Origin of the sequence: Bacillus sp. N447-1, from assembly GCF_022701035.1 — a bacterium.
In the GTDB taxonomy this organism is placed as follows: Bacteria; Bacillota; Bacilli; order Bacillales; family Bacillaceae_G; genus Bacillus_A; species Bacillus_A cereus.
Genome location: NZ_CP065509.1, coordinates 5,088,946 through 5,102,873 on the forward strand (window position 1 = coordinate 5,088,946; position 13,928 = coordinate 5,102,873).

A 13,928-nucleotide genomic window follows, 5' to 3' on the forward strand; every position below is an offset into this window, starting at 1 on the left:
TGAGTGATGGGCTAACTGTTTTTACATAATTAGCATTATCTTTTTGATTCCTTCAAATGTTTGAGCTGCGTGACAATCATAATGCTAATAACAACGAGTAAAAACCATGAACTAATTTTGCTTAAGTGGACGAGATTCCATGCTTCCCGTTGATTTGGATATTGCCATGCTCCGAAAAATGTTGCGATGTTCTCTGCAATCCAAATGAAGAAACCGATAAGGAAAAAGGAGAGAACGAGTGGTATTTTATATGTAACGCCTCGTAATGAAAATTCCACAAATGTCCGAAAGAAAACGATGAATAGAAGTAAAGTTAAGAACCATCTAAAATCGTATAGAAAATGATGCGTGAAAAAATTGAAGTAAATCATTGCTCCTAATGGCACGGTAAAAATAGCTTTCGGCCAATAATGCATTTGTAAATGCAACCTTCTCCACGCTTGGCATATGTAACTTGCGACACTTGCGTACATAAAGCCGCTGTAAAGCGGAACTCCAAAAATCTTTGAATACGCCTCTTCAGGATAACTCCATGAACCGAAATGAACTTTATATATTTCTAGTAAAAGGCCGATGAGGTGAAAGACAGTAATTACTTTTAATTCGTCTTTCGTCTCAAGTCCAGTCTTGTACATAATCCACTGCATAAGAAGACATGCGATGAGTATGAAATCATAGCGATATAACCCTGGAATAGAAACGATTTTTGAAAGGGCTAGTGTTAAGAAAATAACGACTGGGAATAAGCAAGATAATGTTTGCTCGTAAGTGAAGTGTAGTAGTTGTTTTATATGGAACATTGTGTCACCTTCGGGATTTTTATTAGAAAAATCAAAATAATCAATAAGTATACTACAATTTAAAAAATAATCCAGTAGTCTATGTTGCATGTATTTGTAAGTTTTAGAAGGAATTGTAATGAGTATTTTAATATTTAGCGAAGTGAAAAAATAGTTTGCTATTTAAAAAAGTGGGGATATAATATCTAAATGAAAATGATAATTATTATCAATAATAATTATAAATAAAAAACAATTATAAAAAACAACTGAATATAAAGGATGAAATGAAACATGTTACATAAGTCTACTGTACATGCTGGTAATAACCGCTGGATACATATTAAGTTCATATGTTTCATGAGCTTAACAATTTTATGTTTAATTGGATCTATATTTTTAGCCATTTCATTTGGTGCAAAAGATATTCATTTACAAACGGTTTGGGCAGCGATTTTGAATTACAATCCGAAATTAACGCAGCACCAAATTATTTATGAATTAAGGCTCCCGAGAGTAATTGGTGCAGGAGTTGTAGGGGCAGCTTTTGCGGTTGCTGGTGCTGTTATGCAAGGTATAACACGAAATCCTTTAGCTGATGCAGGTGTACTCGGAATAAATGCAGGTGCGATGTTTGTAGTGGCACTTAGTTTTGCTTTTTTTCCGCATATGCCGTATTCCTATTTAATGATTGTTTCCTTTATTGGAGCAGTCTTAAGTACAGTACTTATTTTTGTTATTGGATCAGCAACATCAGGCGGGTTAACACCAATGAGATTAACGATTGCTGGAGCAGTTATGGCAGCGCTTTTACATTCATTAAGTTCAGGTGTTGCGATTTATTATGATTTAAGCCAAGATTTAGCATTTTGGTATGCTGGTGGTGTTGCAGGGGTTAAGTGGGAACACGTGAAATTTTTAGTTCCTATTATTCTTATAACGATTATTTTCGCGACAATGCTAGGGAGATCTATTTCACTCATATCAATGGGGGATGATGTTGCTACAAATTTAGGAGTGAAAACGAACCGAACGAGAATACTAGGGATGATTATAGTAGTTATTCTGGCAGGTGTTTCTGTTTCAGCTGTTGGTTCTATTGGATTTGTAGGACTAGTTATCCCGCACATTGCTAGAAAATTAGTTGGTGTGAATTATAGACTCATTATTCCTATGTCAGCATTATTAGGAGCTATGTTATTAGTTGTAGCTGATTTAGGGGCAAGAACAGTAAATCCTCCTAAGGAACTTGCGATAGGGATTATGGTAGCTCTTGTTGGAGTTCCGTTCTTCCTCTATATAGCACGTAAAGTTGGGAGGGAGTTATAAGTGAAAGATCTTTTTAACACGGATAAAAAGAGAGCTATTACTGTAACTACAATCTTCGGATGTATAAGTATCGCTGTAATTTTAATTAGTTTAAATACAGGGACGCTGAGTATAGCACCACTTAGAGTAATTGAAACACTTTTGGGTTATGGTGATTTTGAGAGTGCAACCGTGCTATATGATTATCGTATGCCAAGAATAATAATCACGATGTTAGCCGGTATTGGTCTTGGTATTTCCGGTGCGATTTTGCAAGGGTTATCACGTAATGCACTTGCAGATCCTGGTATTTTAGGGTTGCATTCAGGTGCATCTTTCGGTCTTATCGTATTTGTTACTCTCTTTCATTCTATTAATGAGAGTGCATCCATTTTAATACCGTTATTTACATTTGGCGGAGGAGTATTAGCTGCATTTCTTATTATTTTACTTGCGAGTGATCGGTCAAAAGGTTTACTTCCCATTAGACTTATTCTCGTCGGTATTGCAGTTTCAGCTGGCTTTAGTGCAATTTCGCTATTTTTCTCTCTCAAGTTAAATGATGAGACGTATACATTCGCTTCTAGATGGCTAGTTGGTAACGTGTGGGGAAGGGATTGGATTCATGTCCTTGCATTATTACCTTGGATTTTCATACTAACCCCTTATGCGTGGCTAAAATCTAAAACGTTAAATGCATTGTCACTAGGTGATAGTGTAGCAGCAGGACTTGGTGTTTCTGTTCAAAAAGAACGGTTATTACTTTTAGCTACAGCGGTTGGATTATCTTGCACAAGTGTATCGATGGCAGGAGGAATTGGTTTTATCGGTTTAGTTGCTCCGCATATCGCAAGGAAGTTAGTAGGTACTACATATCAACACTTTCTTCCTTTAGCTGGCATTATCGGAATGATTATTTTAGTGCTAGCAGATACGATAGGTCGTTCTATATTTGAGCCAAACTCTATTCCAGCTGGTATAGTAGTGGCAACTTTAGGAGCACCGTATTTTCTTTATTTACTTACAAAAACAAAATAAATACTTCAAAGAGGAGAACATATGAAAAAGAAACTTACTATTTTATTTAGCATGATGTGTATTTTAGTATTAGCAGCATGTGGTCAAACGAAAGCTAATGAAGAGGCAACGAAAAAAACGGAAAAAAGTAATGACCCAAAAATTGCTTCAATGTCTATTCATTTAACGAATGATTTACTTGCATTAGGAATTACACCAGTAGGTTCTGTTATTGGTGGAGATTTAAAAGATTTCTTACCGCACGCTAAAGAGAAGTTGAAAGATACGAAGAAGCTTGGTGTTGTAACAGATCCGAATATGGAAGCGTTACTTCAATTAAAGCCAACTGACATTTATGTTGATGAAAAATATGCTGGTAAAGATGTAGCGAAATACGAAAAAATTGCAAAAACACATTCTTTCAATTTAGATGAAGGTACGTGGAGAGAGCATTTAAAACAAGTTGGTAAACTTGTAAACCGTGAGAAAGAAGCAGATAAATATATTCAAGATTACGAAGAGCAATCAAAACGAGTAAAAGGTTTAATAGATAAAGAGCTAGGTAATAACGAAAAAGTAATGGCAATTCGCGTTACTGCAAAAGAATTGCGTGTATTTAGTACGAAAAGACCGATGGGACCAATTTTATTCCAAGACCTAGGGTTACAACCTGCAAATGGTGTAGAGAAAATTGATGGAAACCGTCCTTTCGAAGTCATTTCACAAGAAGTATTACCTGACTTTGATGCAGATGCGATTTTCGTTGTTGTAAATAGAGATGACAAAGCAAAAGCAGCATTTAAACAACTTCAAGAAACACCAATTTGGAAAGACTTAAAAGCAGTTAAAGGCAAGCATGTATACATTATCAATGATCAACCATGGCTTGACTATTCTGCTTTAGGAAACAAAATGGCAATGGATGAAGCGGAGAAAATGTTTACGAAATAATATAGTTTTGTTATTAGGAAAGGCCCTCTAAATTTGGAGGGCCTTTCTATTATTGTTAGAATAAATGAAAAATTATACAATGAAGTTAATTCGATATGGAGGAGATGTGCCAATGTCAGCGCTTATTGTAAGTATCCCGTTTATGAAACAGTTTATGAAACGAGGGGGTAAATAGGCTGGAATAATTATCCCCGTTATTTAATAAAGGGGGAGTTTGAAATGACAATGAATCTTTTTCGAAATAAAACGATTAAATTATCAGCTATGAGAGAAACAGATGCTGAAGTAATGGCTATGTGGCAAGAAGATAGTGAGTATTTAAGAAATGTTGATACAGATGTAGCATTCCCGCAATCTTTAAATGAAATAGCAAGTGATGGGTTATTAAAAGGACGAAGATCGAATAGTGTTTCTTTCATGGTAAGGACAGTTCAAGAAGATCGCTTAATTGGTTTTGTGGCGATTCATGGTATAGAGTGGAATAACAGAACAGGTTTATTAGCCATTGGTATAGGAGATGCGAATGATAGAGGAAAAGGATATGGGAAAGAAGCAATACATCTTATTTTAAAGTATGCTTTCTATGAATTGAATTTACACCGCGTCGGTCTGGATGTGATTTCTTATAATAAAGCAGCCATTGCGTTGTATAAAAAGATAGGTTTTCAGATGGAAGGGTGTATGAGAGAAGCGGTTCAAAGAGATGGGAAGTGTTTTGATCGTATCATTATGGGGATATTGCGGGATGAATGGATAGGGTTGCAAGATTAGCGAATACATTCAATATTATATATGTAGTATGCAGGAGATATAATGATAATTGGCGAAAATTTACAGTGAACTGATTGAATTTATAAGGAGTTATGTAAAATGAATTTAGAAAAAGCAAAACCAGTAAATGAAGAGGTCGCTGAATTAAAGGAACTAATTAAAGAGTTACACGGAAGTGTACATCAACTGCAAAGCGAAGTGCAGCAACTAAGGCACGAAAGACCAGTTGTTGAAGTGAGAAAAGGTGTTCAATTATCACCAACAATTGTCGGACAAATTGGTGGTATGATTTTAGGTGGGTTAGCAATTATCGGTATATTTTGGTGATGAAAAAAGGTTTGCAGCACGATGCTGCAAACCTTTTGGATTTGACGATATAATTTCATGCAATACAACTTTTACATTAAATAACGTAAATATATATAAGCATGTGATAACAAGAGTGCAACAATAGTTAATGGTAAACCAATTTTTAAGAAGTCCATATAAGAGAAAGCATGTCCTTCACGTTTTGCAATACCAGCAACGACTACGTTTGCAGATGCTCCGATTAGCGTTCCATTTCCTCCTAAGCAAGCTCCAAGAGATAACGCCCACCATAGTACTTCGATTTGCGGAGAATCGACAGATAGTCCGAGTCCTGTAGCTAAGTCTTGAATAAGAGGAATCATCGTAGCGACAAAAGGGATGTTGTCGATTGTCGCAGATGCGATGCCAGATACCCATAAAATAAGTATAGCTGCGAATCCGATGTCACCGTTTGTTACGCCGATTACTTCTTTTGCAAGTGAAGAGATAAGTCCGATATCAATTAACCCGCCAACGAGAACGAATAGTCCGGCGAAGAAGAAAATGGTTACCCATTCAACGTGGGCAAATACATCTTCAATATCATGTTCTTTCACGCCGATTAACATAAGAAGTGTAGCGCCTGTCATCGCTATAACGGCAGCGTCTACATGAATAATCGAATGAAGTACGAAGCCTAAAATAGTTAGTCCTAAAATCGAAATAGATTTTAAAAGGAGGCTTTGATCCTTAATATAATCTTTTTCATTTAATGCCATTAGTTTTTCGATTTGTTCAGGTGTTGTTTTTAGTTTGTTACGGTACATGAAGTAAATAATGCCAAGTGTCACAATAGAAATAATAATTACGATTGGAGCTAAGTTAAGTAAAAAGGCGTTAAAGTCTAAATGCTTGTTTGCTGATCCAATCATAATATTAGGTGGATCACCGATTAATGTTGCTGTTCCGCCTATATTTGAAAACAGCACTTCTGAAATCAAATAAGGCACAGGATTTACTTTTAAAATACGTGTAATGGATAATGTAACAGGAACGATTAATAAAACAGTCGTTACATTGTCCAAAAATGCTGATCCGACAGCAGTTAATAGGGATAGTAATAATAAAATGCGAATCGGTTTTCCGCCAGCTGCTTTTGCCGCTTTAATGGCCACAAATTCAAAGACGCCTGATTGACTCGTAATATGTACGAGAATCATCATCCCAATTAAAAGGGTAATCGTTTCCCATTGAATATGTGATGTGAAAGCAGTATGTAAATCTACAACTCCAAAAATAATCATAATAGCAGCACCGAATAGTGCGATTACAGCACGATTCAATTTCTCAGAAATAATAAATCCGTACGTGATTAAAAATACGGCAATTGCAAAATAATATTGCCAATTTGCTACTTCATGTGCTGACTGTTCCAATCATGTCACCTTCTTTAAATTATGTATTCAATTGTCGAAATGTATCTCGCTGCAATAATACGGGATAAAATATATTGTAGCAAATTCAAAAAAGAAAGAAAACTATTTAACAAAGTGAAGGAAAAAATGTATTTTTTACATATCATATAAAAAATATAAAAAACACAGTGCAAATTATTAGGAAAAGTGAGCGTTGTCCTCTAATATAGAGATAGCAATTTACATTATTTTTGCGTAAAATGGTTTAAAGAGGTGAATTCCGATGGAAATAGTAAAAGATAGTTCTCTTATTCAAAATGAAATTGAACGTTTTGTAAATAAAGATGTATATATTCATTTAGAAACGACAAACGGAGCGTATGCATCACACATAAATGAAAAGATGATGACAGTTGGTGCTTTCATTCGAAATGCGATTATCCGTTTTGAACGCGGGAAGATAACTGGAACAAATCCATACCGAGTTGGTCTGAAAATGGATCACGGTTGGGTATATGCTGAAGGTATTACGCACTGGGAAGTAGACGATCAAGAGCGTTTATTATTAGCTGGACATGATAATTTAGGTCGTCTAGCAGTTGCACTTGAGTTAAGCTTAACACCATTTAAGTAAGAAGGAGGGAAACTTATGGAGAGACATGTACTTGTTGTATTTCCGCATCCAGATGATGAAGCATATGCTGCGGGAGGGACAATTCGCTTATTAACAGATCAAGGAGTACCTGTAACATATGCATGTGGTACTCTAGGACAAATGGGACGTAACATGGGTAAGAACGTATTCGCTAACCGTGAAACGATTCCACATATCCGTAAGAAAGAATTGAAAGATGCTTGTGAAGCGATGGGTATTAAAGATTTAAGAATGCTTGGCTTCCATGATAAAACGTTAGAATTTGAAGATGTTGATTTCGTTGCTGACAAAATTGAAGCAATCATTCAAGAAGTAAATCCATCTCGAATTATTACATTTTATCCAGAGCACGGTGTACATCCAGATCATAATGCATTTGGCCGCGCTGTCGTTCGCGCTGTATCACGTATGCCAAAAGAAGAGCGCCCAGTTATTCATGCTGTTGCGATTACGAAAAATCGTGAAGCAGTATTAGGAGAACCGGATGTTGTAAATAACATTAGTGAAGTATTTGATCATAAATTAACTGCATTAGGTGCGCACCGTTCACAAACAGAAGCAATGCTTGAAGACACGCATGCAAAAATAAAAAACAAAGATGCAGCAACATTAAAATGGCTGCAACTTGAACAGTTTTGGACTTATAAATGGGAGTAGGCTAGAAGGATATCTTCTAGTTGCTCTTACATAGAAAAAGCGCCGTCACTTGTGATGGCGCTTTTTCTTGTTGAAGACTATATATTTTTTAGGGTGCTTCAAAATTTTTAAATTAACGTGCAGTATAGCCTCCATCAACAAGAAGTGTTGTGCCGTTAACAAAACTAGCATCATCACTTGCTAAAAATAAGACAGCTTTAGCGACTTCTTCTGGTGTTCCAAGTCTGCCTTGTGGATGAAGTGAAGCTAAATATTCTTTCTGTTGAGGATTAACACTACCTAGTAAAGGGGTGTCAATATAACCAGGGCACACCGCGTTAATACGTATTCCATATTTAGCGTAGGCAGTACATAAATTTTGAGTTAATAGTTTCACACCACCTTTTGCAGAGGAGTATGCTGTTGGTGTAGGTAATGAAACAAAACTATGAATCGAACCAGCGTTAACGATGACACCACCTGTACCTTGTTTAAGAAATTGTTCAATCGAATATTTATCAGAAAGGAATACCCCAGACAAATTAATATCAATAGTTCTTTTCCACTTTTCATAGGATAATTCGTTTGCCGGTGCATCATCAGCAACGCCGGCATTGGCATACATAATATCTAATTTACCGTATGTACTTACTGTCTCATGAATTAGCTGTTTAATATCTGCCTCTTTTGTTACATCGGTTTTAATAAATAACGTATTATATCCATGTGCATTCAATTCATCTGATAGTTCTTTTCCACGTTCAGAAAAGTCAGCAATAACTACTTTTGCACCTTCTTCGATAAAAAGACGAACAGTAGATTCGCCAATTCCACTTGCACCACCAGTTATGATTGCTACTTTGTCTTTTAATTTCATATAAACCTCTCCATTCATTAATGAATTTAAGTCGAATTTTTAAATCTTGTTACTAAACTATTAACCTTAAATAGTAAGTAGATAGAAGAAAAAAGCTCGCGTTTACTTAATCGTGAGAGTGCTATTTTTTCTTTAGTGTACTTTTTGATACAGTTATGGACGAAAATATTAATTTGGTCAATTTTATCATTAGATTGAATATTTGGTAAAGAGCTCTCGAACAGAGCGAGTAAGGATGTTGAAAAAGTAAAATAAACATTCAGTATTATTTGTAGGGTAAGGAACAAAGGGGAGAGATGCATAACGAAAACTACTACTCTAGTTAAATAGGAAAAAGCCTTGCAGGGGGGCAAGGCTTTAAACAGGGTATTAAAAATGATTGATTTATTAAGAATAACTTCTTCTTGTGAATAAACTAATTTTAGCATAATAACTCATATATATGTGTTACGAATTTGTGAATAAAAACTCAATGATAAAAGTATGAGTGAAAGGAAATAATGTATTTGAAATATGCATTATTACACAAAGTTAAGTTGAAATAGGGATTTGTATATGTAATTTCTTTTGCATTTAATTCTTTAGAACTGATTTTTAATAATGTATATGAGAAGCGTATATTTTGAATTATTTAATAGAATAATATATATTTATATTGATTTAATGATTTTAGTTTGTTAAAAATGGGGAAATCGATATGAAGGTTAAATTTGCCGTAATAAAAGATGAGAATTTTGATTGTAGTTTATTGGAAACAAAATTATTGAAAACTTTTAAAGAAGTAGATTGTGAAGCAGATATTGTAAAGGTTGAGGATGAAATTTTTGAAAACAATGATATACAAACGTATTTATCAGAAATAACCATTCATGTTACTGGAAAAATATTGGATATAGATCCGTTTCAGCCAGTATATTTATTGTTCTAGAGAGTTTATCAATACAGCTATTTCGTATTCATATTAGTATACTTTAAGCAGTTCAAAAGTGGCTTCTTCAGAAAATCATACTGATTATATGGAGTTGTAAATATGAAAACAATAGAAATTATCGTAGGTGCTCCCGAATGTTGGATTGCACCTTGTTTGTTGTTAAATAAACAAGGGATTCCTTTTTTAATTTATCTTAACGCTGATTTATATAGAAGATAGGAAACATATGAATAATTCAATTAGATTGTACAAATAATTTGGTACGCGGATGTACGCAATGTATTCACAGGTAAGAGGGTTGTCTCATAATATATATAGATTTTTCTATTAAGATGAACAGAGGGTGTGAATATATGGAAGATGTTTACGCTAAAATTGACAGTCTCAAGGCGGAGCAAAAAGAAATTATGAGAGACATTCGTGCTTTAGAAACGCGTACTACTATTAATGAGAAAGATATAGCAACAATCAATAAGCAATTAGAAAAAATAAGTACAAACACTACTTGGATTTTGCGAATTATTATTAGTGCGATAATAATGTCAGTTTTAGGATTGATATTAAAAGGGATGATTTAAAAGAAAGAGGGGAGCTCCCTCTTTCTTTTATGTAAATGAGAAGCTATAAATTTTCCGTTTCCTTTTCATCTGCATACTTATCCTCTAAGGAAATTAATAGAGGATTGATATAGTTACAAGAATGATTAAAGTAGTTATAAAAGATCTAGAAAGAGAAAAAGAACCTTCAATTAAAGGTGATAAAAACTTGAATGAAAGGCTAGTCTATCGTTTAATAATTAAACTTAATAATTCAAACTATTTCTAATTATTCCATAAAAAGGTGACTGCATCAAGTTATCTTTTTAACAATCCTCCAAGGCCGAGCACTAGTAAAAGAAACGTAGTATGTAATATAATTGAAAAAGTATATTTAAAAATCGATGTTAATATTACCCTCCTATAAGTATTAACATACGTAATTGAGGTGTTTTCTTTGTTGTTTTATGAACGGATTTCTATAATGGCCCCTCCTGTTCCGTAGCTAAGGAAAGTCTTTTTATTTCTGAGATTTTCAAAGTTATAGGAGGGTATGAAAAATGAAAAAAGTCTCAGTACCATCACTTTTGTTAATGATTGTTCTTGTCGCATTTCCGCAAATTAGTGAAACGATTTACACACCGTCTTTACCAGACATTTCAAAGGCGTTACATGTAAGTAATAATGAGGTGCAGTTAACACTTAGTGTGTATTTTGCTGGTTTTGCGTTAGGTGTATTTTTTATTGGGTGGTTATCAGATATAATGGGTCGTCGCCGGGCGATGTTACTTGGAATTGTCGTATATGGCGCTGGGAGTTTCTTATGCTATATTGCAAGTTCCATTGAAGTTTTATTGATAAGTCGTTTTATTCAAGCGTTTGGAGCAAGTGCAGGATCCGTGGTTACACAAACGATTCTTCGGGAAAGTGTAGAAGGGCATAAGCGGCATGTTATGTTTGCTCAAATCTCGGCAGTCATTGCTTTTACACCAGCGATAGGACCGTTAATTGGTGGCTTTCTTGATCAAATGTTTGGATTTAAAATAGTATTTTTAAGTTTAGTAGTTATGAGTATCGGTATTTTTCTGTATACGTTTGTTTCTCTCCCTGAAACAAAAACGATCTCAGTAACGAATAAAATAAATGTATTTTCAGTCTCGAAGAGGTTAATTACAAATCCGAAAGTGGTAACATATGGGCTGTTAATTGGAGGAGCAAATGGTGTTTTATTTAGCTATTATGCAGAAGCGCCGTTTATCTTTATTGAATATTTTCAATTATCGCCTAGTATGTATGGATTTCTAGGAATTGTTGTTGCATCTGCTTCTATTGTTGGAGCGAAAATTTCAAAACGTTTACTTGCTACTTATAAACCAGAGAAAATTATATATATCGGTTGTCTCGTAATGACAGGGGGAGCTATCCTTTTATCTGTTATTACGTTTATTGGATTAAATCCGAATGTAATATATATGGTTGTATTTTTAATAGCAATGTTTATATTGTTATTAGGGATTGGAGTAGCGTTACCTAACTGTTTAAGTTTAGCGTTAGTAGATTTTCAAGATGTCATTGGTACAGCAGGTGCATTGTTTAGTTTAGGGTACTATGTAATTGTAACGATGACAATTTTGGGAATGAGTCAGCTGCATACAGGCTCGTTACTAGTGATGCCACTTTATTTTCTAGTTATTGTAGTTATAATGGCAGTGTTTACTAGGGTATTTATCTTTGGTAAGCAAACTTCGAAATCGATTTAAATATGAAATTGTAAAAGAGTCTCATTTTTTAATGAGACTCTTTTATATTTTGGCTGGGGTAAAGAAGTTAGTAGTTTATTAATATATTAAATTTCTCATTGGTATATAAATCGAATGTGTGGGGAATTACGTTATCAACTATAAAGGTTGAAGTATTTGAGATATGAAACCGAGGAAGAAATACTCTCCTCGGTTATTTATATTGTAATAATATACATGCCGGAATCATATTGAATAGATGTATTTTATTGTTAATTTAGTTAAAAATTAATCAGACTTATGTATAATAATTTATTGAAAAAATAATTGAATTTTTCAGATTAATGAATTAATATAAGGTAAGTAATTTTAAGATTTATAGAATATTGGAAGATGAAAGGTTTTGAGAATTTTATTAGGAGCACAAAACGATTTTAGGATAGCTTTAAAGCTAGTGTAAAATGACGTTTGCTTCATCATTTTCAGGGCCGAAAGGAATTAGGGGAAAGCATCTTGTGTTAAAATGCGGCTATGAATCATCTAAGAGGGGGAAGTGAAGTGGCAAACAAAGAATTGAAAAGAGGTTTAGAAGCACGTCATATTCAAATGATTGCTTTAGGCGGAACGATTGGTGTTGGTTTGTTTATGGGGTCAGCCAGCACAATTAAATGGACAGGTCCGTCAGTAATGCTTGCTTATGCCATTGCAGGTATTTTTATCTTCTTCATCATGCGTGCCATGGGAGAAATGTTGTATATGGAGCCAAGTACAGGCTCATTTGCGACGTTCGGTCATAAGTATATTCACCCGTTAGCTGGTTATATGACAGCGTGGAGTAACTGGTTCCAGTGGGTTATCGTTGGGATGTCAGAAATTATCGCGGTTGGAGCATATATGCAATATTGGTTCCCGGATTTACCAGCTTGGATACCAGGTATAATCGCAATGGTTATTCTTGGTGCAGCTAACTTAATTTCAGTTAAGTCATTTGGTGAATTTGAATTTTGGTTCGCGATGATTAAAATCGTTACGATTCTATTAATGATTATTGCGGGATTTGGCCTTATTTTCTTTGGAATTGGTAACGGCGGAGAAGCGATTGGCATATCTAATCTTTGGTCAAATGGCGGTTTCTTTACAGGTGGTTTTTCAGGATTCTTCTTTGCATTATCACTTGTAGTTGGTGCATACCAAGGTGTGGAATTAATCGGTATTACTGCTGGTGAAGCGAAGGATCCAAAGAAGACACTTACAAGAGCGATTCAAAGTACAATTTGGCGTATTTTAATTTTCTACATCGGTGCTATTTTCGTTATTGTAACTGTGTATCCGTGGGATCAATTAAGTACAATTGGTAGCCCGTTCGTAGCAACTTTTGCGAAGGTTGGTATTACGGCAGCAGCTGGACTTATTAACTTTGTTGTTATTACAGCAGCAATGTCTGGTTGTAATAGTGGTATTTATAGTGCTGGTCGTATGCTTTATACGTTAGGTGTAAATGGACAAGCACCGAAATATTTTACGAAACTTTCTGGAAATGGTGTACCTTTATTTGGTACAGTTGGCGTAATTATCGGTCTGGCGGTTGGTGTTGTTTTAAGTTACATCGCACCGAAAAACTTATTCGTATATGTATATAGTGCGAGTGTACTTCCTGGTATGGTACCATGGTTTGTCATTTTAATTAGTCAAATTAATTTTAGAAAAGAAAAGGGAGCAGAGATGAAAGATCATCCATTCAAAATGCCATTTGCTCCTGTAACAAACTATTTAACGATTGCCTTTTTAATTATGGTATTAATCGGAATGTGGTTTAACGATGATACTCGTATTTCATTAGTTGTAGGTATTATTTTCTTAGCTATCGTTACAATTAGTTTCTATGCTTTCGGAATAGGAAAGCGAGCTCCGTTAGACGTTCAAAATAATAAAGAGATTTCAAGTAAATAAAGAAAAGGCTGTTCATCTTGAACAGCCTTTTCTTATTGTTGCTATTTGTCGATAAATCGATATACCTTGACGAAT

The 13,928-nt window shown here is 34.7% G+C and carries 13 protein-coding genes and 2 pseudogenes; 11 read left to right on the forward strand and 4 right to left on the reverse strand.

Features of this window, described 5'->3' with window-relative positions; translation table 11 throughout:
- Positions 1-35: 35 nt before the first annotated feature.
- The gene (locus IQ781_RS26025; protein WP_000468401.1) at positions 36-800 is read right to left on the reverse strand and encodes a DUF817 domain-containing protein; all 765 of its coding nucleotides are present in this window, start codon (positions 798-800) and stop codon (positions 36-38) included.
- A gap of 273 nt (positions 801-1,073) precedes the next feature.
- On the opposite strand from IQ781_RS26025, the gene IQ781_RS26030 reads away from it, so the two are divergent.
- From IQ781_RS26030 to IQ781_RS26050, 5 genes are all read left to right on the forward strand, one after another.
- A complete protein-coding gene (locus IQ781_RS26030; protein ID WP_065211775.1) occupies positions 1,074-2,108 on the forward strand; it encodes a FecCD family ABC transporter permease in 1,035 nt (344 codons plus the stop codon).
- Positions 2,109-3,125 (forward strand): FecCD family ABC transporter permease, encoded by a 1,017-nt coding sequence (locus IQ781_RS26035; protein ID WP_139846876.1) that lies wholly within the window; start codon positions 2,109-2,111, stop codon positions 3,123-3,125. It begins immediately after the preceding gene.
- 21 nt (positions 3,126-3,146) lie between these two features.
- Complete coding sequence (locus IQ781_RS26040; RefSeq protein ID WP_000728218.1) at positions 3,147-4,055, forward strand: iron-hydroxamate ABC transporter substrate-binding protein; 909 nt, start codon at positions 3,147-3,149, stop codon at positions 4,053-4,055.
- Positions 4,056-4,274: 219 nt separating this feature from the next.
- Entirely contained in the window at positions 4,275-4,826 is a 552-nt protein-coding gene (locus IQ781_RS26045) for a GNAT family N-acetyltransferase (RefSeq protein ID WP_000178509.1), read from the forward strand.
- Between the two features lie 99 nt (positions 4,827-4,925).
- The gene (locus IQ781_RS26050) at positions 4,926-5,153 is read left to right on the forward strand and encodes a coiled-coil domain-containing protein (protein WP_001047304.1); all 228 of its coding nucleotides are present in this window, start codon (positions 4,926-4,928) and stop codon (positions 5,151-5,153) included.
- A gap of 71 nt (positions 5,154-5,224) precedes the next feature.
- On the opposite strand, the gene IQ781_RS26055 is transcribed toward IQ781_RS26050, so the two are convergent.
- The gene (locus tag IQ781_RS26055) at positions 5,225-6,550 is read right to left on the reverse strand and encodes an ArsB/NhaD family transporter (RefSeq protein WP_000437988.1); all 1,326 of its coding nucleotides are present in this window, start codon (positions 6,548-6,550) and stop codon (positions 5,225-5,227) included.
- Between the two features lie 262 nt (positions 6,551-6,812).
- Between IQ781_RS26055 and IQ781_RS26060 the strand changes: the two genes are divergently transcribed.
- Together IQ781_RS26060 and bshB2 are read left to right on the forward strand one after the other, a co-directional pair.
- On the forward strand, positions 6,813-7,163 hold the full coding sequence (locus IQ781_RS26060) for a YojF family protein (RefSeq protein WP_000407045.1): 351 nt from the start codon (positions 6,813-6,815) through the stop codon (positions 7,161-7,163).
- Positions 7,164-7,178: 15 nt separating this feature from the next.
- Positions 7,179-7,841 (forward strand): bacillithiol biosynthesis deacetylase BshB2, encoded by a 663-nt coding sequence (bshB2, locus tag IQ781_RS26065; RefSeq protein WP_000439483.1) that lies wholly within the window; start codon positions 7,179-7,181, stop codon positions 7,839-7,841.
- A 112-nt stretch (positions 7,842-7,953) separates the two neighbouring features.
- Here the strand turns inward: bshB2 and IQ781_RS26070 are convergent, their stop codons facing one another.
- Positions 7,954-8,697: an SDR family NAD(P)-dependent oxidoreductase gene (locus IQ781_RS26070; RefSeq protein ID WP_000768018.1), complete on the reverse strand. Its 744-nt coding sequence runs from the start codon at positions 8,695-8,697 to the stop codon at positions 7,954-7,956.
- Positions 8,698-9,394: 697 nt separating this feature from the next.
- Here IQ781_RS26070 and IQ781_RS26075 point away from each other — a divergent pair.
- Positions 9,395-9,672, forward strand: a pseudogene (locus IQ781_RS26075) (hypothetical protein).
- Positions 9,673-9,981: 309 nt separating this feature from the next.
- Positions 9,982-10,206 carry a hemolysin XhlA family protein gene (locus IQ781_RS26080; RefSeq protein WP_000390461.1) on the forward strand — a complete coding sequence of 75 codons (225 nt, stop codon included), beginning with the start codon at positions 9,982-9,984 and terminating at the stop codon, positions 10,204-10,206.
- A 43-nt stretch (positions 10,207-10,249) separates the two neighbouring features.
- Here IQ781_RS26080 and IQ781_RS26085 read toward each other — a convergent pair.
- A pseudogene (locus IQ781_RS26085) lies at positions 10,250-10,404 on the reverse strand (DUF5823 family protein); the annotation flags it as partial.
- Positions 10,405-10,724: 320 nt separating this feature from the next.
- Between IQ781_RS26085 and IQ781_RS26090 the strand changes: the two are divergent.
- Both IQ781_RS26090 and IQ781_RS26095 read left to right on the forward strand, forming a co-directional pair.
- Entirely contained in the window at positions 10,725-11,924 is a 1,200-nt protein-coding gene (locus tag IQ781_RS26090) for a multidrug effflux MFS transporter (RefSeq protein ID WP_063220844.1), read from the forward strand.
- A gap of 537 nt (positions 11,925-12,461) precedes the next feature.
- Entirely contained in the window at positions 12,462-13,853 is a 1,392-nt protein-coding gene (locus tag IQ781_RS26095) for an amino acid permease (RefSeq protein WP_001284404.1), read from the forward strand.
- Positions 13,854-13,928: the final 75 nt, after the last annotated feature.

Coding starts and splice junctions, on each gene's coding strand:
- IQ781_RS26025 (WP_000468401.1), bottom strand. CDS start 800: ATGTTCCATATAAAACAACTACTACACTTCACTTACGAGCAAACATTA.
- IQ781_RS26030 (WP_065211775.1), top strand. CDS start 1,074: ATGTTACATAAGTCTACTGTACATGCTGGTAATAACCGCTGGATACAT.
- IQ781_RS26040 (WP_000728218.1), top strand. CDS start 3,147: ATGAAAAAGAAACTTACTATTTTATTTAGCATGATGTGTATTTTAGTA.
- IQ781_RS26045 (WP_000178509.1), top strand. CDS start 4,275: ATGACAATGAATCTTTTTCGAAATAAAACGATTAAATTATCAGCTATG.
- IQ781_RS26050 (WP_001047304.1), top strand. CDS start 4,926: ATGAATTTAGAAAAAGCAAAACCAGTAAATGAAGAGGTCGCTGAATTA.
- IQ781_RS26060 (WP_000407045.1), top strand. CDS start 6,813: ATGGAAATAGTAAAAGATAGTTCTCTTATTCAAAATGAAATTGAACGT.
- bshB2 (WP_000439483.1), top strand. CDS start 7,179: ATGGAGAGACATGTACTTGTTGTATTTCCGCATCCAGATGATGAAGCA.
- IQ781_RS26070 (WP_000768018.1), bottom strand. CDS start 8,697: ATGAAATTAAAAGACAAAGTAGCAATCATAACTGGTGGTGCAAGTGGA.
- IQ781_RS26080 (WP_000390461.1), top strand. CDS start 9,982: ATGGAAGATGTTTACGCTAAAATTGACAGTCTCAAGGCGGAGCAAAAA.
- IQ781_RS26090 (WP_063220844.1), top strand. CDS start 10,725: ATGAAAAAAGTCTCAGTACCATCACTTTTGTTAATGATTGTTCTTGTC.